The organism is Bradyrhizobium sp. USDA 4501 (assembly GCF_054062115.1).
The window spans coordinates 2,160,289-2,179,997 of the sequence record NZ_JBSSEX010000001.1 but is presented as its reverse complement, the minus strand read 5'-3'; the positions used below and the strand labels follow the sequence as shown (position 1 = coordinate 2,179,997).

The 19,709-nt window shown below is 57.8% G+C and carries 16 protein-coding genes; 5 read left to right on the top strand and 11 right to left on the bottom strand.

All coding sequences use genetic code 11. The annotated features are described in order from the left end of the window. Positions 1 to 67: 67 nt before the first annotated feature. Positions 68 to 1,138 carry a cytochrome-c peroxidase gene (locus ACVWZM_RS09780; RefSeq protein ID WP_456852936.1) on the bottom strand — a complete coding sequence of 357 codons (1,071 nt, stop codon included), beginning with the start codon at positions 1,136 to 1,138 and terminating at the stop codon, positions 68 to 70. 3,411 nt (positions 1,139 to 4,549) lie between these two features. Between ACVWZM_RS09780 and ACVWZM_RS09775 the strand changes: the two genes are divergently transcribed. The 4 genes from ACVWZM_RS09775 to ACVWZM_RS09760 all read left to right on the top strand — a co-directional run bounded on the left by ACVWZM_RS09775 (position 4,550) and on the right by ACVWZM_RS09760 (position 9,191). Then, positions 4,550 to 6,145: a hypothetical protein gene (locus tag ACVWZM_RS09775; RefSeq protein ID WP_456852934.1), complete on the top strand. Its 1,596-nt coding sequence runs from the start codon at positions 4,550 to 4,552 to the stop codon at positions 6,143 to 6,145. Between the two features lie 188 nt (positions 6,146 to 6,333). Continuing rightward, on the top strand, positions 6,334 to 6,579 hold the full coding sequence (locus ACVWZM_RS09770; protein WP_229157577.1) for a hypothetical protein: 246 nt from the start codon (positions 6,334 to 6,336) through the stop codon (positions 6,577 to 6,579). An 889-nt stretch (positions 6,580 to 7,468) separates the two neighbouring features. Continuing rightward, the gene (locus ACVWZM_RS09765; protein WP_456852932.1) at positions 7,469 to 8,641 is read left to right on the top strand and encodes an NEL-type E3 ubiquitin ligase domain-containing protein; all 1,173 of its coding nucleotides are present in this window, start codon (positions 7,469 to 7,471) and stop codon (positions 8,639 to 8,641) included. Further along, positions 8,595 to 9,191, top strand: a complete 597-nt coding sequence (locus ACVWZM_RS09760; protein ID WP_456852930.1) for an NEL-type E3 ubiquitin ligase domain-containing protein — start codon at positions 8,595 to 8,597, stop codon at positions 9,189 to 9,191. Before ACVWZM_RS09765 ends, ACVWZM_RS09760 begins: the two co-directional genes overlap by 47 nt. Before the next feature lie 223 nt (positions 9,192 to 9,414). Here the strand turns inward: ACVWZM_RS09760 and ACVWZM_RS09755 are convergent, their stop codons facing one another. From ACVWZM_RS09755 to ACVWZM_RS09745, 3 genes are all read right to left on the bottom strand, one after another. Then, complete coding sequence (locus ACVWZM_RS09755) at positions 9,415 to 10,134, bottom strand: hypothetical protein (protein WP_456852928.1); 720 nt, start codon at positions 10,132 to 10,134, stop codon at positions 9,415 to 9,417. A gap of 60 nt (positions 10,135 to 10,194) precedes the next feature. Next, complete coding sequence (locus ACVWZM_RS09750) at positions 10,195 to 10,944, bottom strand: hypothetical protein (protein ID WP_456852926.1); 750 nt, start codon at positions 10,942 to 10,944, stop codon at positions 10,195 to 10,197. Positions 10,945 to 11,836: 892 nt separating this feature from the next. Then, positions 11,837 to 12,547 (bottom strand): hypothetical protein, encoded by a 711-nt coding sequence (locus ACVWZM_RS09745; RefSeq protein WP_456852924.1) that lies wholly within the window; start codon positions 12,545 to 12,547, stop codon positions 11,837 to 11,839. Positions 12,548 to 13,283: 736 nt separating this feature from the next. Between ACVWZM_RS09745 and ACVWZM_RS09740 the strand changes: the two genes are divergently transcribed. After that, positions 13,284 to 13,469: a hypothetical protein gene (locus tag ACVWZM_RS09740; protein ID WP_375166512.1), complete on the top strand. Its 186-nt coding sequence runs from the start codon at positions 13,284 to 13,286 to the stop codon at positions 13,467 to 13,469. A 327-nt stretch (positions 13,470 to 13,796) separates the two neighbouring features. Here the strand turns inward: ACVWZM_RS09740 and ACVWZM_RS09735 are convergent, their stop codons facing one another. From ACVWZM_RS09735 to ACVWZM_RS09705, 7 genes are all read right to left on the bottom strand, one after another. After that, positions 13,797 to 14,207 carry a tetratricopeptide repeat protein gene (locus ACVWZM_RS09735; protein ID WP_456852922.1) on the bottom strand — a complete coding sequence of 137 codons (411 nt, stop codon included), beginning with the start codon at positions 14,205 to 14,207 and terminating at the stop codon, positions 13,797 to 13,799. Positions 14,208 to 14,417: 210 nt separating this feature from the next. Further along, positions 14,418 to 16,529, bottom strand: a complete 2,112-nt coding sequence (gene sctV / locus ACVWZM_RS09730) for a type III secretion system export apparatus subunit SctV (RefSeq protein WP_456852921.1) — start codon at positions 16,527 to 16,529, stop codon at positions 14,418 to 14,420. An 8-nt stretch (positions 16,530 to 16,537) separates the two neighbouring features. Then, positions 16,538 to 16,966: a type III secretion apparatus assembly chaperone SctY gene (gene sctY / locus ACVWZM_RS09725; protein WP_456852919.1), complete on the bottom strand. Its 429-nt coding sequence runs from the start codon at positions 16,964 to 16,966 to the stop codon at positions 16,538 to 16,540. A 2-nt stretch (positions 16,967 to 16,968) separates the two neighbouring features. Beyond that, positions 16,969 to 17,508, bottom strand: a complete 540-nt coding sequence (locus ACVWZM_RS09720) for a hypothetical protein (protein WP_456852917.1) — start codon at positions 17,506 to 17,508, stop codon at positions 16,969 to 16,971. Positions 17,509 to 17,541: 33 nt separating this feature from the next. Further along, entirely contained in the window at positions 17,542 to 18,432 is an 891-nt protein-coding gene (locus ACVWZM_RS09715; protein WP_456852915.1) for a SctD/MshK family protein, read from the bottom strand. A gap of 115 nt (positions 18,433 to 18,547) precedes the next feature. After that, the gene (locus tag ACVWZM_RS09710; RefSeq protein ID WP_456852913.1) at positions 18,548 to 18,781 is read right to left on the bottom strand and encodes a nodulation protein NopA; all 234 of its coding nucleotides are present in this window, start codon (positions 18,779 to 18,781) and stop codon (positions 18,548 to 18,550) included. A 71-nt stretch (positions 18,782 to 18,852) separates the two neighbouring features. Then, positions 18,853 to 19,149, bottom strand: coding sequence for a hypothetical protein (locus tag ACVWZM_RS09705; RefSeq protein WP_456852911.1), 297 nt, complete (start codon positions 19,147 to 19,149; stop codon positions 18,853 to 18,855). Between the last annotated feature and the right edge of the window lie 560 nt (positions 19,150 to 19,709).

The window sequence follows — 19,709 nt, the reverse complement described above, 5'->3', positions numbered from 1 at the left end:
TTCGTCGCGGCCTGAGTCACTGCGCTGTATTCTCGCTAATCACACGGAGTTTCGCGATCGTGACGGCCTATTTGTCTAAAGAGGGCCTTGGGGTGACGTTGGTGCGTGTGGGTAGTATCGGATAATCGATCTTCGGCAACTGACCGGTAAGCGAATTTAGAAAGGCGACAATTTCGTCAGTTTCTTTGTCACTCAGCTTTATGCCGAGTTGAACCTCACTCATTACGCCAACCGCTTGTTTGAGGCTCCAAACCTGACCGGAATGGAAGTAGGGAGACCGCAATGCGACGTTGCGCAATGGCGCCGTGCGGAAAACATACTCATCGCTAGGATTCTTAGTGACGGCAAAACGTCCCTTATCGTCTCTCGGAAGCAAGTTTGCGTCGGGCCTTTTAATCACGCCGAACGGGAAGTAATCCTGTCCACCGACGTTGATTCCGTTGTGGCAAGAGGAGCATCCCTTTTCGATGAATAGCTTTAGCCCGGCTTTCTGCTGGTCACTGAGAGCATATGCATCGCCCTCAAGGTACTGATCGAAGGGGGCGGTGGGTGTGATCAAGGTCGCCTCGAAAGCCTCGATGGCCTTGGCAGCATTTTCAAAGGTAACGGGCGCCGCATCGTTCGGGAACGCCTTACTGAACATAACGACATATTCCGTCATGGAATTCAACGTGCTGAGCACGCGATCGGGCGTCGCATTCATTTCGACACCGGCCTGGATAGGGCCCGCGGCCTGCGCCTTGAGATCTGCCGCGCGCCCGTCCCAGAACTGCGCCACGTTGAAGACCGCGTTGTAGACAGTTGGCGCGCGACGTGAACCCTGCTGCCAGCGATGACCGATCGAAGTCGGACCGGCATCTACCCCGCCCATCCCAACGTTATGACACGTGTTGCAGCTAATGACCTCGCTCGCCGAAAGCCTCGGATCGAAGAACAGGGATTTGCCAAGGGCGACCTTTTCGTGGGTGATCGGGTTGTCCTTCACCGCTGGAACCATTGAGGGGATTGGCTTGAAAAGTCGCCTGGCGGCGCTCATTAGATCATCATTGGCACCTGCTGCCGGCGAAACCAGAATGGCAATGGCCACGACAAATAGCTTGCCTACCATGTAAAGCTGGCCTGTCGCTGGTTTCCTCATATTAAGCCTCTTTCGTCGTAGATCAGGCAATCGCGAGCATAGGGCGGTGCGGGCGCTTCAGTCCGTCCGCAGAAAGACCCGCAGCAATCAACGACGAATGATATCTTCCGCGTTGCGGCTAGGCTGCACGCAAATCCAGCTCACGCGCTGAGTAGCAACTGCCGTGCCAGCGGAGCTCAAGATCGAAGCCGCTGAGCTGGCATCGAGCAATTCCACACTAGTAATAGGCAGCGGGCAGCTTGAGCCTGCGGAATCCGCCGTCGGTCAGAGCCGCGGCCGTCACAATTCAGAACAAGCCATTCTGACCCAGCGGTCCAAAGTCTTGTGCTTCTCGGAAAACTATCGTGCCAAACTCTTGTCTGCGGGCTCTAAGACCGTTGGCTCGGACGACGAACAAGCGAGCAGCGTCGGCGACAACTTATCGCCGATTGTCCCAGCGCGCCTTCAACCCAACACTAGGCCGAGCGATGATCGACCAACACCGGCGACGTTTCATACCCGGGGCAGCCGGTGAAGCGTGCAGCTGGCGCGAGTTCGTCCACAATGCGGATGTGCCCGTCTCAGAGCGTATTCACACTTGCTGGACGCTCAAAATGCTTGAATCGATCGTAGCGTCAGGTTGTAGGCATTGCGAAGCAGAGCTTCGCATCAGGGAACGCCACATTGGGAACTAGCATCGCGAATGTCACAGAGGCTGGAACGCATTGCGCGCGCTGCAAAGCGCAGCCGGCCTCTGTCGTGTCTCGGTCTTCGCAGTGAACGGGTTGCGCGTGGCGAGGCGATGATTCGGGAGACCGCTATGATTACGGCGGCCCCGCGACGGCCGCTGCCGAGCTGTTGCCTAGCTCCCGATAAACAGATGACGCTCGTTGGGCAAAGAACCATAGTGAAGGATATGCGGCTTAAGAGGGATTTGGTGGATCAAGAACGACGAATGGGGTGGACTTACAATGCGCACCGCTCGGCAACCGCCCTTGCTGCGATCGCGATCGCGGCCATGTGGTGTACAGGATACGCTCGCGCGCGAGATCAGCGGGCTGAAGAAGTCCTTACGTCGTGCAGACCAGACGTAATGCGCTTCTGTGAGCGCTTCACAGGACGTAGGGATGTAGACGCAGCCATGTTTTGTCTTAGGGACAATTTCAAAAGCTTGGGCGTCGAATGTCGCCGCGCGATGCCAACCGCCGCGGATAGAAGCGGGGGACGAAAACGACGTCTCAATAGGGTTCCGATCGTCCTCCATCGAGAGTGATCCGTCCGAGCAGAAGCTACGGAAATTGACGCACGGTGACGTGTTCCAGGCTGATTAGCGCTGGACTTTGATCTGCCTGCTGTTCGAAAGTCTATCGGGCTGGAATCGTCACCCTGTTGAGCCGGACGCATCCGCCAGCGGCACTGAACGTCGTGAACCGATTGGCCTCGTTCGGCGATCGACAGGGTCACCACGCGTGTTACGAGGTCATGGTTCGCTTTGAGGTTCGATGTGCTACTGCGGCGGTTGCGCGCTATCTGCGCTGCAGCCCGTTCGGCGGACAAGGCAACCGTGAAGTTGCCATCGGCTGGCTGGAAATGATCCGACGGACGAATCTGCTTCAACGTCGGAGGTCGTTAGGCCGCACATCGTTCAGGAGTCCGTATTGTCCATCAATCTATGACGTTGTTGTCGGCAGCCTAGCATTTCTCGCAGGTGACTAGATCGACTATGACTGGCAAAAGAGCGCCGGAATGCTCGCGTTGGGGTGGGCATTTGATCGCGGTCTTCCAGATATTCTCACATTGGGATTAGGTTGGGCTCGAGGGTGCGAATCGAGCCGAAGAGACCGCAGAGGTTAACCCCCAATCGAATTCGCGAAGGAACTGCATGATGCCATTGCGGCGTTTTCGATGGACGCTTCAGAGGAGCCGTTTGGCCGGGTCGTGGTGCTCGTGGTCGAATTCACATTAGGGTTTAAAACCAAAGGAAACGTCGTCGACAAGAGCCGCTCAAAGGCTGACAGCTGTTCAAGCAGGCGCTTCTCAACGCCCTCGCGTTCCGCGCCAGATAGGTCCGTCTTAAGTAACCGCCGGCAGCGCCAGATCTCGTTCCGCAGCCACCTGATCTCACTTAATCTATCATCGATCGAAGTCATTGCAGATGTAGTTCACTTTGGCATTCGAGCTTAAGCACGCGGATCTTCATGAGTAGCGGTGGCTCCGCATTCATGCCGAATAATTCCGTCTGAGGACTTGTGACTGCTCACCCGTTTCTGCGCAGATGTGGCGAGCGGTTCGATTTGTGCAAGGCCCCTCTTAATCCATATCACCTTACACCGCACGTCTGACGAGGAATCGCGGCAGATCCGCGAGTGTTCTCCGCGCCCTGATAGCGTATCTTGCATAATTCCTGCGCTCTACAGTTTCGTGCCCATCAGATACGAAAGATGGAGAGATGTTAAATCACGTCCGGCATTAAGTAGCTTGAGCATGAGCTGGCAAACTAGGCGCATCTCGCCATGCTCTATGGCACCAAAACTTACAAGCGTCCGGCGGCTTTGTTGATTGCCCAGGGTGGGCGCGGCTAAACTGTAGGACAGTAGCGCGAGACCCGGAATGAAGCGACGTCGTTCTCTGACCGTGCGAGCGATATAAAGAGTGGCGCCTTCATTGCGCTCGCCTCCTCTCTAATGGTTGGGCAGTCCCGCGCCGCCACCGGGTACGGGCAATCGTTTTTCCGAATGGATAAATTTATGAGTGAGGGCGCTCTCATTAAGAAATGACATGGCGCAGATGCTTTCGCCTATGGGGCAGGCGGGTGAGCCTGACCGCGACCGCCGGCCCTCGCGAATCGATCAAACAAAGCGCATGAGCCAAGGTTGGGATCTCAGCTATCGACGGCAAATGTCAGCTGGACGCGGTGTCGAGCTAAATAAGCACTCCACCGGCAATTATTGCAATCGATATCCGCTTTATAACAATCCGCCTCTGCCTCAGGAGGCCGATTTACAGCTTGAATCTCACGTTGCGGCAGGTTGTAGACTTGCCGATGCGTCAAGACAAAGCTCAGAATGGGGCAGGCCTCGACGGCTCATTGGCAAATCGAGACCGAGGGAATGGCTTGCTGATTGCCAACCTTGTTCAGGCGATGGCCGGGAAGGGGAGTTTGCACCATCGCCACGGGAACGCTGGGCGGGGCATTGTCAAGTGCTGGCAAGCGGAGTCGCCATTTGGCTGGAACGCTGGAATGGTGCGGGGAGAAAAATGTGGTTAGCCACAACTGCAATCGCGTTTTTAGTCGCGCAGCGAAAGTCGCGCAGAGTGAACAGCCCGGCGTCAGGCAGATGCTCCAAGAGCGTAGACGATTAATATCTAGCCAGAGGCGATGACCGGTCGCATATAGCCGAAGGGTGCTGCGATGAAGGCTCGGAAGGTCCTATGTCCGTTCAAACTAGTCTCACGACGGCGCTAAACGAAATCGATCGTGCTGGCGGCATTGTTGAATTCTCAACTGCAGTGGTCAGGCGCGACAAGCAACTGTGCAAGGCGGACCTGCCGGTGTTTCTGCAACAGGCAGCCGTTGAGTTTCAATCCAGATTTCTACCGAGTTTCGAGGAAAGCATCCGTGCAGAGAAATCGTGGGGCTATGCCACGACATGCAATGCGGTGAGCCGAAGGGCTGGAGGTCAGGTGGGGCGGGATACTTGCGAGAGAATAGCTTCTCGCGTGTCGCAGCTGGACCATGCTCTGATGAGAAAGATCGGTATTAGGGCGCTTTCCATATTTGCGGCATCATTCGGCAGGCACGCCAGGAGAGCGGAATGTCGCGATGGGGCGGTCCGAATAGCCAAATTTTGTCGCGAGGAAAGCAGATCGCTTCAAGAATTGAACAATCTCAGCTTGGCAGGGCTGATAAACGGCTTCAGCAAGTGGCCGGAAGGGAGTGACTTTCGACAGGCCGCGGTTGCAATCGCGGGTGAGGTCATCCGCCGAGCGGACGGCCCCCACCAGCTCTCTGAGTTTAGACAGCAAGGATTGGTGAGCCTGGTAAACGGATTTAGCAAGTGGCCAGAAGAGGCGGCCTCGCGCCAAGCCGCGGCCACGCTTGCACTAGAAATCCTGCGGCGCCCCCGCCGGCTCGCCGATTTCCCTCAGCAGGGGTTGGCCATCCTTGTAAACGGTTTTAGCAAGTGGCCTGAAGAGCTGCCCTGCGGTCAAGTCACGGTCGCGGTTGCAACCGAAGTGCTTGGACGTGCGACGCGGTTCCACGAGTTTAGCGAGCAGGATCTAGCGAATTTGGTGAATGGCTTCAGCAAATGGCCAGAGGAGAATGCATCTCGTCAGGCAACAGTCGCGATCGCAAGCGAGCTCCTGCGCCGTGCCGCCCAGCTTCCCCATTATACCCAGCAAGGATTAGCGAACCTAGTGAACGGGTTCTGCAAATGGCCCGAAGATGCGACTTGCCGTAAGGCTACGGTCGCGATCGCCGGTGAGGTATTTTGCCGTGCTGCCCAGCTTCCCGATCTGACTCAGCAGGGGCTGGCAAACCTGGTGAACGGTTTTAGTAAGTGGCCGGAAGAGGCCGCGTCTCGCCGAGCTGCGGTCGCACTCGCTCGCGAGGTCCTGCGCCGCGCTGATCAGCTCTGCGAGTTCTCACAGCAGGGACTTGCGAACCTAGTGAGCGGCTTCAGTAACTGGCTGGACGAGCTACCATGCGGTCAAGTGACCGTGGTGCTCGCAGGCGAGGTCCTTCGCCGCGCCGATCAGAGGACGGGGCTCTCGGATTTCACTACCCAGGATCTCAGGGGCCTGCTGATCGGCTTCAACAGATCGCCGCCAGAAAGTGCCGGCCGCCAGGCCACGATCACGATCGTCAATGAGGTCCTTGGGCGGGGTATTAGGCTCTTTAATTTTACCAAGCTGGAAGCGGAGAATTTGCTGAGTGGCTTTAGCAAGTGGCCGCAACACGCCGCCGGGCAAGGGAGGGTGACTGAGATCATCAGGGAGCTGCAACTCGCGTCTGAGACCGCGTAGGCCCGTGAGAGGAGAAGCGATGTTACCAGATGAGGCGATCGAGCAAAGAAAGCGCCAGGCTAGTGGTGTTCGATACGCGCGGGGCGATGTCACGACACGACAACCCGGAACGATGAGAGGTGTCATAGCTCTATCGGCGACGCCCATATTGTACAGAATTGCGCGACTAATCAGAAGGACGTAGATTCGTGAGTCAGGCTGAAAACGACGTCGTCGAGCATATGCTCTCATCATTGACGATCAGCTTGTTTCAGAATCGTATCGCGCCATCCGACGAACAAGTGATGCATCATTTCGGGCTGGCCTGCGAAAGAGCGGGATTGATCGCGACGGAAGAGGTCGCAATACGGGTATTGAAGCGCGTGTCGCGCGAGATCAACCAAGCGCAGTCAGTGCTCGAGTTCGTTGGTCGCGGCGAGGGCCGGCTACACTGAGCGCGACGTAGGGAAATGCGGTCTCGGCAGCGATACGCGGTGTCTGTTCGATACGAAAGGGATCCGCGAGCGGAATTACCGCTTGCCTGCCGCAATCCGCGAAAGCGCCAGTCGAGCTTGAGGATCATGGCCCCGATCATTAATAGCTGTAGGTTCATCGTTCAGGTCGGGCTGATTGGGTACACGCCTTGGCCCTTGGTGAGGAGCGAGCGCGTTACGCGCAAAACTCTGCTAGCGTTCGGCTCGTCGATCAACACAACTTCTCTCAGGAAGGGGTAGCCGCCTCGACCGCATAGGAACGGCAACCTCGCCGTCCTGTCAACATCACGCTGCCGGCGTGCCGCCGCTCGGACACCAATTCGGCGAGCAGGAAGCCGTTTTGATCCCGTCGGGCGTTGTGCGGAGGCCTGCGACTAAGCGTCGAGAGACATCGAAGGAATGTGGGGCGGCGCATTGATCATCGTCGAGGCCGTCAGCTTGTCGACAGCTCTATCTCGTAGGCTGGAAGTCCCTACTCGTTGGCAAGGCCGGCTCGATGTGCTCAGGCATTGCAGGAGATGGGACGTGGATTCCAGTATCGACCCGATCTGCAAGCGAGTGAGGCCCGTTGAGACTGGTCCTCGGTCGCCATCCGGCGCAGAGTAATCGTACCAATCCCTGCGTGGCGACTGCTTCGTGATCCCGTGCTCTCGTCAGCCGATGAAGCGCATCCATAGCGGGACTCTACCGGCTTCATGATACGCCGCCCCCGGTGCATTCGCTTCCTTTAGCTACCGAAGAGACGACATTTATGAATGCAGAACAGCTCGGCACGGGCGCTCCTTCCGAAGCTTCCGATTGGGAAAGCTCCGAACCAGGGTCTCCGGCCTCATCGCAATAGGACGAAGCCTTGACGGATGCGCAGGCGTCTGCCGACTTGCCGGACCAAGTCTTGACGGATTGGGCCGCCGAAGACGGGCAGGGGCAGCATGAGGATCGGCAGCAGGCGGTAAGTCGAATGAGGGCCTGGAGGTACACGGGCGATCTCAATGAGCCACTAGATCTGTCGTCCCTCTCCCTGGCCACTTTGGCGGCCCCGATCCCGGCCGGCTTGCGCTGCCTGAATGTCGACAACAATCAGCTGAACAGCCTTCCCGGAACTCTTCCGGCCAGTCTGCAGCGGCTCTACGCGAACAATAATCGGCTGACCGGCCTGCCCGAGCTTCCGCGCGGTCTGCGGCGGCTCTATGCCATTAGCAACGGGCTATTCAGTCTGTCCGCAGAGCTGCCGCCTGGATTGCGGCGCCTGAATGTCGACAACAATCAGTTATCTAGTCTGCCCGATCGCCTTCCAGCGACGCTTCAGGAGTTGGAGGTCGCGGGCAATCAGCTGACTCGTGTGCCCGAGCTTCCAGCCGGGCTCGAGCGCCTGAATGTCGACTATAACCAGCTGACCGATCTGCCCGAGCCTCTTCCGGCCGGGCTTGAATGGCTTAGTGCCAGCCATAATCGGCTGACCAGTCTGCCCGAGACGTTTCCGGCCGTGCTGCTATGGCTTGGCGCCAGCAACAACCAGCTAACCAGCGTGCCCGAGACTGTGCTGACACAGCTCAGCCGTGACGCGAGTGTTGATCTGGAAAACAATCCTCTGTCCGACGCGGTGCAGGCCGGCCTGGCGACCGCCATGCATGCCGGAGACTATGCTGGCCCGCAGGTCCTCTTCTCGAACACCGCAGGCGCAGTGCAAGTTGAGCTGGGGCAGCTGCAGGAGGTTGTCGCGCACTGGCTCGAGGACGAGCCGGCAGCAATAACCGCTTGGCAGGCCTTCGCCGAAGAGCCAGGCGCCCTAGATTATGCACGCCTTCTCGACAGGCTCCGCGGCACCGTGAACTATGGCAGCGACGCGTTCCGGCACGCGGTCGCCGAAGATCTGCGGCAGGCAGCCATCAGGTCGAATCTGCGCGAGCAAGTATTTCGAACTGGCCTCCGGAGCGAGCGCGAGCTGCGAAGATCGCGTCACTTTGACCTGGAACGGCATGCAGAGCGCACGCCTGAACGCGGATGTCGAGGACGGCGCCTATGACGGACGCCTTGGCGAACTGCTCCAGCACGGCCGCGTCACGTTTCGCTTGGAGACCCTGGACCGAATCGCGCGCGAGACCGTCAACTCGCTTCGCCGAGCCGATCCGGACACGGACGTCGATGAGATCGAGGTCTACCTTGCCTACCAGACCCAACTGCGTGATGCGCTGGAGCTGCGGCACATCGCTCCCGACATGCGCTTCATGAGCGTCTCTCACGTTACTGGGGACGATGTCGCCAGGGCCGAGACGGCAGTGCGGAACCAGGAAGCGACCGAATTTGCGCAGTTCCTGGCGACCCGATGGCAGCCATGGGAAAGTGTGCTAAGGCGCATCGCGCCCGAAGACTATGCTAAGATGCAGGAACGGCTCGTCGATGCGATAGGCGAGCCGTTTCAAGCCCGCTTGGATCGGCGGCTGGCGGAAGATGGGCTGACAGGCGACGCCGATGCCGAGCGGGTGCTCGGCGCCCAGATACGCAACGAGATCGCCCGCGAGATCAAAGGCGCGCTCATGGACCGGGTGCTCGGGAGGCTCGGCTTCGAGCTATGAGCTCCTCCGCTGGCATCATCGATGCGTCTCGCCGCCCGCAAAGCCTAAGAGGGCAGTTGCCGGTCGCGCGATTGGGTGCGGATGAGCTCAAGGAAAAGTACGCTTGATTGCACGCAATCCAGGCGGGGATTCGCGCAGTGCATTTCATTATCGCCAAAGCCGTTGGCGGTCGGTCAAACCACTGCTCATAAGCTGGACAAATAGACGGCGAGTAGTCCCGGCCTCAATTTGCCTTTGTGCAACGCAGGCTCTCGATGTTCGTCCCACGCGATCGATAGGATCTTCGCAGCATCAAACTCGATTCTAGATCGCGGAACATCGTGTAGTTCCGTCGTATCCACTGATGCAGCTCGGTGGACCAGTCCTTTTCGTCCCGCAGATACCCGGTGAAGGAAAAGCCAAGTCGGTCTATGTATCTCTTGAGAAACAGCGGCAGCGCGGAAATCTGAAGCACTCGCTCGCCATCCATGACTTCAGGTAATCCGTCGCGCAGCGCAAATTCATTGTGGACGGTGACCAGCGATGCTGGCGGAATCCGCCGCCGCAGCATGTCATAACCGCGAAAGGAGATGCGGTCAGCGCCTGCGATGAAGAGAATAATCGGAGTGACATAGCGGCGCTCCGTCTCCTTTATGAAGCCGATTTCCTCGCACATCTTGAAGAATTCGTCGAAGGCATGGAAGCCGAGATCGATCACCTTGGGTACCCGGTCGTGGACGATAAGCGGGTCCATCAACTGCATCTTGCCGTAAGTATCCGTCACATCCGCGGTCTCGGTGATCTTAGGCAGGTAATCGAGCAGTGATGGCTCTTTTAGATTGACATCGAACGACAGGGCGGTGCCGTCTTTGAGCAGCAAGAACTCGCTCAGGACGCGAGCGATGAGGGTTTTTCCGACCTGCGGGCTAGGAGAGCAGATGATATAGATAGGGGTCGCTAACATAGCCGGCAGATCAATCTCGTTTCGTATGAGGGCCTGCTCTTGGCCCGCAAGAATATGCGACTACTTCTCGCCACTCCGCGTCGCGGACTTGGCGCCGGCCAATTCCGTCAAGTTGATACGATCAAACTCGCTCCAGACATTTGCCAGCCAGTGCCGGACATAACCGCGTAGCACGAAGGAGTTGTTCGCGGGCTCATCGTTGCGGCCCTTGTTTGCCACGAAATCGACGAACGGGACGGATGCGACTTCGACCTGCTCATAGGCCATCTCGTTAAGTTTCGGGATGGTCAACTCGGTCGCCTGTTTGATGCGGTGAAAATAGGAATTATAGGTCGACTGGTCCCACTGGAAGAACTGAGTATCATTGATGAAGTTCTTGACCAGATAGTACTTCGCGCCGCTCATGAAGGCAGCGGTCTCCGCGATCTCGTCGAGCGAAGCGATAGACGATCCTAGGATGTGGAATACGGCAAAGGTAATCTGGCCGGACCGCGCCGAATCCAGAAATCCGATGTCGCGCAAGGAGGCCAGTGCTGAGGAAAGCAATCCGGCGCGAGCGTCGATGACGGTGACGGACAGCCCGGAGTTCAGGGTATCGAAAATCTTCATCTGGTCGGCGGTCGCCGTCATGTCGACGATCTCGGTGATCTCGGGATAAAAGCGCTTCAACGTCCCTCGCGGAGACTCCGTATCGAAGGCGCGCGTTTGCACGTTGTTAACGCTGAAGTAGTCCAGCAGCGTTCGTGATACGGTCGTCTTGCCGACTCCTCCCTTGTCCGCGCCCACCACAATCACAACTGGCTTCACCATCAAATTCTCCTGAGACACTCGCTCTTGCCGCGCGCGACGTGCGCAATCGGCGCGTCTCTGCTTTGGGTGAGAACATGGCAGAAAGAAGGGTAATTGAATTTTCGATGAGAGAGCCCATCAGGTTGACCAACGTTTTCAACATCGAGCGAGTTGCGTCGTGTGATTGAGACGGCGACGCAGGCCGAGAGCAGCAAGTAATCGCTCCTGCTCGTGATCTACGTGAGGTTTGTGAGTAGCCGAAAGATCAGCCACAAAAGGATCAACCGTGAGCCTGGTGGTCGTTGCGATAACGATAGCGTTCTATCTACCGATCGTTGGATCTGCATGGAAAGGACGTGAATCTTACGCTGCGTCAGCTTGTAACCTCGATGTAAGCAGGATCGAGGTGGTGCTACACTGGCCTGGAGAAAAGTCGCGGATCTAGCTCGTTCGACATGGGTTGGCCCGATCTAGTGTCTCCAGACGCGTGATGACGTTTTCACTAGAATGCGTCAGTTCCAAAACTGGGTTGAAACGAACTCGCTCTCTCCCTCGGAGAGGTGTCCGGATGTGCGGGTGCTTGCATCCGCGACCACGCAAATCGAATTCCTGCATCTGTTCGCGTCGAAGCAGGGCTATCTTGTCGCGGACGAGGTCGGCAGGGAAGCCGGAGCGCCGGCCCGGCAGCGCGGTCCGACAATATCGCGCGCGGCCACAACCGCATCTATCGAGCTAAGGCGGACTTGCAGAAGGTCGGGCGTCGAATTGCGGCTTCCCGACCCGGTCGACGAAATTCGGCGCGCTCGAACGCAAACGAAAAGCTGGAGCCAATTGGCACAATGGAAATTTACGGGGAAGGGCGGCGATGTGGCGCCGACTCAAGTTTCGACAGGTCCGCTGTCAACATTTCGCTCTACACCGTGAATGGCCTGGCGATATTTCTCATGGTCACGAGGCGAGAGTTGGCGAGCAGCTCTTTAGAGTACACTGCGCCGAAGTAGTCGAGGACGAAGGTGCCGGAATAGCGTAGACTTTCGGTCGCACGGATCAGGTTATCGAGAATTGAGTCCACTTGGCCAATGCGGTCGCGGTAGCGCGCACGGATAACGTTTACGGCGTTCATCGAGTGAACAGCCTCGTCGGCAATCACCTCCCTCAGCCAGTGATGAAACGTGTTGTTACCAAGGGCGTCATAGAAAGGCTTCTCTGCTGCATAGGCACGGCAAGTGCACATCTCATCAAATGCAATCATAACCATTAGGGAGAATTCGTCCGTCAGGTGTTCAACGATTGGACCAAAGTCGTGCGACCGAGCGTCCAATCTCTCCCGAAGATCTTTTTCGGATCCATTAGCGACGAGTTCAATGATGCGGATGAAGCCATCCGTGTGGCGCTCCTCGTCGATCGCCCAGGCGCTGAAGAATGCCGCAGCTTCATCGCTAATGATGAGGTTTCGATGCGTCAGCTCCTCTTTTAAGAACCTCGCATCGTATTCCGTATACAGGTCGGGCCACAATTTATCCCAACGTGCGCGTACAGCTGACGGCTCGGCGTTGAACATCGCTGGTGTAAGATCATTGAATAGTTCTTTCGGATTCCAGTGCCGCCGAACCGGGGTAATCATCTCAGTGCCCCTAATCGTGGTGCGAGCGCTCTGGCGCAGCATTGCGGGCCGAACGGTCTCAAGACAATCTGCCGCAGATAAGCTGTGCCGTCGCCTATCTGCTTTAAGAGGTTTATTGTTTGCTGCGGAGCGTTCCGCCTGAAATGTCCGTCTTGAATGGAGCTCAGCGCGTGTTTTAGTCTAGGCAGCGTGTTCAAATCGCCCGGCAGGAGGGCTCGCCTGACGACCGGAGTGTCGCCACCGCGATCTGGCATGCTGACAGGACGTCTGGCGACAAAACATCGAGCGAGGGGCTCAGGCCCTACCCGCGATCATGCCCGTGGCCCTGCGCACATTTCGATTATAATCGGCGCCATCACGGACACCGGATTAAGGCTCAGCCGCGAGGTGGGTACCGATGGATGCTTGATCCGCGTACCGAACGTGGTCGGTAAATGATTCTTACGAGACACCGTCCTCCGGCTTCAAATCCATCTGGAAGGTCAAGCAAGATCATGGTCGAGGGGCTGGCGGGAAGTGCGGCGCTCTTGCTTGCTATCAACGTCCTCCCTGCATGCGGCAGCGCCGCGCTGTAGCTTTTCCGAAGAGCCTTTAATGTGGACGTCCAGTGTGGAAAAATTCGTCGGGCAGGTCGGCAAGCTTTTGCCAACTATTCTCGCTTTCCGTTCTGCCCGATAACGGTTCGAAAACAGTTGTGTAGCAAGTTCTAGCCCGAGATGGCAGGGGAGATGCAAACATGATCGGACTGGCCGTTATGGAAAACGTGCGGCGCTACCGCGCCATAGCTTCGCTATGTCGTCAGGCTGCTGCGTTCCGGCCAATCCAAGGGGGCTCATTGCTGGCGCAAGCTGCAGATTGGGAAGAGCGCGCAGTTGCGGAGCTTGAGAGATATTTTGACTGTTCGACTGCATGTCCTCGTTGAAGTGACCGGACGACCCAGTTCGTTACCCAAGAATAGGTAAACTCAAGATACAGAATGTTGGCCAGGTGACTTGGTTACGAAGTCGTGTAAGAGAGGGGTGACCTAATGGCTTCTAATTGAGGGTGGAGGCATGCGTCGCCCAGACGAGTGCGTGTCGGGCTCACGCCGTCTAGCCAGAAGATGGCGCTCGGCTCTCGCGATTGTACGCGAGAAACTTGCGTTCCTCGCGACCACATCGTTCGAAAGGAAATGCGCCTTGTAATCTCCACGTGATCATTATCTGGCTGTCTGTCGGCCAGCCGACTGACATGGATATGCATCCGCGATTTACCTTTGTCGGCTGTGAGATCTCGATCTGGCTAAGGCGTACTGTTCGCCTTGCAGCTCCGAGTTTCGGATGCCCGTCTTGCCTTCAATTGCGGCCGATAGTTCGAGGTTGTTGCGCAACATCGAATTTGTCGGCTCGATCGCGAGACCTTGACGGTATAGCGCTTGCGCTTCTTGGTGGCGCCCCTGTTGATCGAGTACGACGCCTTTGGCGTTCAATGCGCGTAGGTCACCGGGTGCTACCAATAGTACCTCATCAAGCACTTGAAGTGCCTCATCTGTGGAATTGCGCGCCAATAAGACCCGGGTAAGAGAAATCGCCGCATGGACGTTGTTCGGTTGTTGGTTAAAGGCATCGCGCAGACTCTGCTCATCAGCATCAACGAGAGTGCGCGAACTCTGCTCGCGCATGGCGGGATCAACTTCTTTGGTGCCTGCCGAGGCTGACGTGGACCACTGTTGGCGTGAAAGGTCGGACGGGCTCGCGCAACCAGCGAGCATCACAGTAGTGAGTATCGCAGGCAGAGCCGACCATGGGCCTGGACTAACGAAGCACAAGCGCCGCCGACGTTTGGTTCCATTTAAATTCATAGCCTGCTCACGATGATCTGCTGTGCAGTCTCAACTCGCAGCGTTCAGGAGACCGCCCGGGGAAGGGCTCTTGTCCTTGGCAGCTGCCAGCTTCACGGACCCGATCGGTTGGACCGTGAAATCTGCGGCGAGATCCTGATAAGAAAGGACTGGTAGGTCGATTCCGTTACGCGTGAGAAAGCCGCGAACAAAACGCCGGATATCCATCGAACCTAGAATAACTGGCTGGTTCTGGCTGCGCGCGATGCTCGAATGGATCTGGCGAAATTGGGAAAGCAGCATCTCGCTTTGCCGGTCCTCCAAAACGAGGTATGGGCCGACGGCGGTCTCGCGCACGGCACCCCGCACGATATCCTCAGTCTCACGCTCGACGATAAAGGCGGCCACAACGCGATGTGCGTTGGCATAGCGGTGACAGATCTGCCGCTTCAGAACAGAGCGCACATATTCGGTGAGCAGTACAGCGTTTTGTTCCCGTTCGCTCCATTCCGCAAGCGCCTCCAGAACCAAGCGGGTGTTCCGGATCGGGATGCCCTCGTCCAGCAAACGACGCAGGACATCCGCGATCCGAGGGATCGGTGTCGTGCGCAGCACCTCCTTTACCAGATCGGCATATTCCTGCTCCATCCGGCCAAGCAATTGGCGCGTCTCCTGAATGCCAACCAGGCGCTGTGCATAGCGCGTCAACGTGGACCGGACGCGCAAGGCGATGATTTCGCTCGGACCGTGATGCCCTATGCCGGCCGCTTTGAGAGCAGCCGCATGGCCCTGTTCGATCCAGATCCGATTCGTGTCTGGATCCTGCCAGAACGGGATGCCGCTCAATTCGATGTTCGCTACGTCGTCGTCAAGCAAGAGCTTTGTCGGGTCAATAGTGCCCTCTTCTACGGGTACGCCCTCGACGGCCACACTGAATTGCGATCGGGCGAGGTGGTTGGCGCTTTGGGCGGGAATGCGTGGAATCGTGATACCCAGATCAGCTGAGACCAGTGCTGAAACCCGTGCGACGCACTGCTCGAGTTCCGCCACGTCCATTGCCTTCATCAGGTTCGGCGCCAGCAACAGCGTAATCGGAAGTGCTTCGGCCGGGACAGTTTGCTTCTGACCCTGCGTGGAAGCGGGAGCCGAACCGGCGGGATTGACGCCGGCCTTTGGAGCGGTCTTGCTCTCTGGCACGCCAACCTTGACAAAGCTGGCGGCGGAGAAGAGCGCGGCCAGTATGACAAAGGGGGGCAAAGGGAAGCCAGGAACGAGCCCCATCACAAGCAGGACGCAGGCGGCCAGTCGGAGCGCTTGTGTGCTGGCCGTAAGCTGGTTGACGATATCGGCGCCGAGATTGAGTCTGGAAGGACCGTTGACACGAGTGACAATGGTTGCGGCTGTAATTGACAGCAGCAGCGCTGGGATCTGCGAAATGAGCGCATCACCGATTGTCAGGATAGTATATTGATGCATCGCCTCCTCAAGGGACATGCCCCTGGAGAGCGAGCCGATCGTGATGCCACCCAGCATATTGATACAGATGACTATGAGTCCGGCGATGGCGTCGCCCTTCACGAATTTCATGGCGCCGTCCATCGCGCCGTGAAGCTGGCTTTCCCGCTCCAGCGCGCCGCGTCGGCTACGGGCTTCGTGCTGGTCGATATGGCCATTGCGCAGCTCCGCGTCGATCGCCATCTGCTTGCCCGGCAGCGCATCGAGCGTGAAGCGCGCCGACACCTCTGCCACTCGTTCGGCGCCCTTGGCCAGAACCATGAATTGCACCATGGTTACGATCAGAAATATGACAATGCCGACGGCGATGTTGCCGGATATGACGAAATCGCCGAACGTATGGATGATGCTGCCGGCGTCACCCTCGGACAGGATCAGCCGCGTCGTTGCAACGGTAAGAGCGAGACGAAAAACAGTGGAGATCAGGATGACGCCGGGCAGCGACGAAAAGTCGAGCGGCGTGTTGAGATACAGGGCGACCATCAGCAGCAATATGGCAAAGCCAAGATTGAAGCCGATCAACATATCGATCACGACGATCGGGATCGGCATGATCATCATTCCGATCGCCAGAAGAAGCATCAGCGCGACCATCAAATCCGGATGAGCGGGCGCGCGCGTGATGAGATTTCGTAGAACGTTGGCCATGAAAAGCCTTATTGTTGCGTAGCTGCAGCTGTGTTGCCCCGCAATGAAACATAGCGCTTGAAGGTGGCTTGCGCTTCGGTCATGCGGCCGGCGTGGCGTAGGGCGTGGCTGCGCATCAGCATCAAGGGCAGAGACGAGGACGGTTCGTTATCTAGTTGGTCAAGCCGATCCAATACCGACAGTGCTTCGTCACCGCGACGCTCCGAGATGAGAGCGTAGGCCAGGATCCGCAGCAGGCCGATGTCTCGAGACTGTTCGTGAGCAACCAGCCGCAACAGAGCCAGGCTCTTTGCGCTCTGCCCGCACGATAGATAAATATAAGAAAGCACGCAGAGCAAATCTCGCTCCGGCCCAGAGACCAGCTCAAGAGCATCGGCTTCGGAAACGTTTGGCAGCTGTGTAGATGTGACGTGTTGCAATCTGTCTGGCTCGGCCATTGCTAGCCTTTGATCAAGCCGTTGTGGCTCTGCCGGAGCAAGATTAACCGCTGCAGCTCCAGCTGCAGAAGGGCGGCTCCTTCACGTGCCGCCAAATCCTCTGGCGCGGCAGATAGCGTGTTGGCTAAACGCTCCAAGAGAGGGCCGTGTTGATCGGGACGCAGAACGTGCGAATGACGTAGCCGCGGCGTTACGAAAGAGAGCAGGCTATGCGCGAGATTAGGCCCGTTAAGCCAAGCGAGTTCCGAGCCTGGCTCGATCCGACCTGGTTGGGCGCGGGCCTCGTCGAGATTGACGCGCGAAATCGCATTGATCGAGCTGAGTTCGAGCGCGCTGTCGATCGTGGCCTCAACCAAGCGATCCGGCGCGTCGTTATGCTGGGAAATTGCGCCGCGGCTCTTGTCATCATTGCCACGCGTCCGGTCAATCCCGATGGACCTGGCTCGAGAATTGCTCGGCGTGATGCCAGATGCATGATGATCAACGTTTGGTCCCTGAAAAGAGGTGCCAGGCTCGACGGGATTCGGGGGCAGCCTAGTCATGGCACTTTGCTTCCTTACCTGCAGCCTGAAAGGCTAATAGGACAGAGCGGCAAGCCGGCCATTCCGGCTCAGCAAAACACGCCCTTCCTCAATTCCGTTGACGGTCCATCCATTGCTCAAGAGCGCGCCAACAAAATACTTTTGGCCAGCGATGACGATATAAGGATCGCTGCCGCGCCACACAGCCTGGATCCCGATTGCGGAAGGTGTCTTCTCATCCTTGATGGCGACTGCATTGACGAGCGTATAAGCCCCGTTGCTATTGCGATCGAACCGTTGCTGGATGTCTTGCCACGTGGCAAGTGCAGCGGGCGTAACGCTGCCGTCGGCGGTGACAACGCCGGTCCCAGAACCGACTTTGATGCCGACAAGGCCCGCTCTGTCAACTTCCTCTTGCAGCAGCCCCGCAGCTGCATCGCTGGCCAGAGCATCAGGAGCGCTGAGCGCCAGCTTGGGCGCAACGTCCGCGGCAGGAGGCGAGGAACTTGGCACCGCAGCGGTGTCGGTCTGGACAAAACCAGTCGAGAATGTGCCAACCGCAGCAAAGCTGATCACGACCAGGGCGAGTCCGACGAGCGATACACGCCGGCGATCGATAGAGCCAGCTTTTTCGAGACCCTCGATAGACCACCGGATCGACATTTCGCCGGCATGCAGGACGGCCGGAAGAGAGACAACGATGGGCGCGTTTGGCAAAACAGTCTCGTGTCCCTCGACACGAACGTCGCTCGCCAGTGCCTCGATCTCGATCGAGTTGAAATGGGGGGTGACACGAAGATGGTGCGGTTCGAGGCCTTGTTCGACAAAGATCAAATCAGCATCTAGGCTGCTGCCGATCAGACACGATCCGACCCCCACTTTACCTGTCAGCCCAGAATAGCACCCCAGCAGCACTTCGAAGCGCGGGCAATGTGGTTCATTCACGGTCGCTCTCCTGAACTGCGAACGGGACCGTACGGCAAAACCGCACGGCCCGTTGCGACTTCACGGACTAAGCAGCCCGGGAAAGTGGGCAACGTACGTCGCCCCGCCTCATCTCTTACTGCACCCGCTCATCTGCTGCTTTTTTGACGGTCGAGAGCTCGGTCGAGACGACGCGAAGTTCCACATCCCTCTCAGCAGCCTTGGTGCTGGTGAGAGTCAGAGCGGCGATTTGCCGTTGGAATGCCGCCTCTCCAGCAGCTTCAGCGGCGGTGGAAGCGGCTGCAGCAGTAGCGGTGCCAGCTGCACCACCTGCAGCCGAGGTATGAGACGCACCAACACCCTTAGTCATACTAGTTCTCCTGTGCTTGAATTTCGCCGCAACGCGCGGCTCCTATTTTCCTGACGCCGCGACATACGACGTCAGGAATCCTCTTCTGTTTCGGCCATGACGTCGTCGAAATGGCCCATTGCACTATTTGCAAACTGCAGAGCAACGGCTCCCAGAGCGACGCTGAACGCTTGCTGCATAGCGGCTTCTCGCGAAGTGCCGCCCGCAGTCGACGCGCCGCCGTTTACGGGAATGTTCGCATCTGGCGATCGGCCATGATCATCGCGCTCATCAGGTTTGTGTGATCCTTTTTTGCCGCTGCTCTTGCCGCCAGCCGCATGGAGGTCGGCATCAACGTGCCCAGCGCCGCTAGAGCTCGTAACGCGCATCGGGTTCTCCTATGTCAATTCGATCGTGCCAATGGAGGCAGTCTCCGCCCGCCAATGTGCAAACGTTAGCTTTCGAGAAGCTGACGAGTTCTGGAAAATGACATGAGCCGATGCTGGATCTGCGAAAGCTGCAGATCAGATGGTGTGAACCAGGACAAACCTTCGTTTGTGGAGCTGATCGGGTTGGTCTGCTCATCAAGTCGAAAGCTTCAACACGCGAATGTTAACGCAACCATCAATCGATCGCGTTCTGAAGTTGACGGGTTGCAATCCCGGGCTGACATCACTTTCGATGTCTGCGGGGTCTTTTCGACAATTTGCTTGCGGCCGGGCGCAGCGGGACGGAGCTTGACCTGGTCGGGAGCGGGGCGAAAAGCGAGATTGACGGCGATTCAGCGGTCAAGGATGATCCCTCGGTCCTGGAGGGCTTATGAAGGATCCGTCAATCGAGGCCCGCCTCATGCAGAGCGAACAGCGGGCTGCCGCTCGAGAAGCGGTCCTTCGCCCTGGCGCTCTACGATCCGCGTGCTCCTGATCCTTGCGCAAGCCGGCAGGTTCCG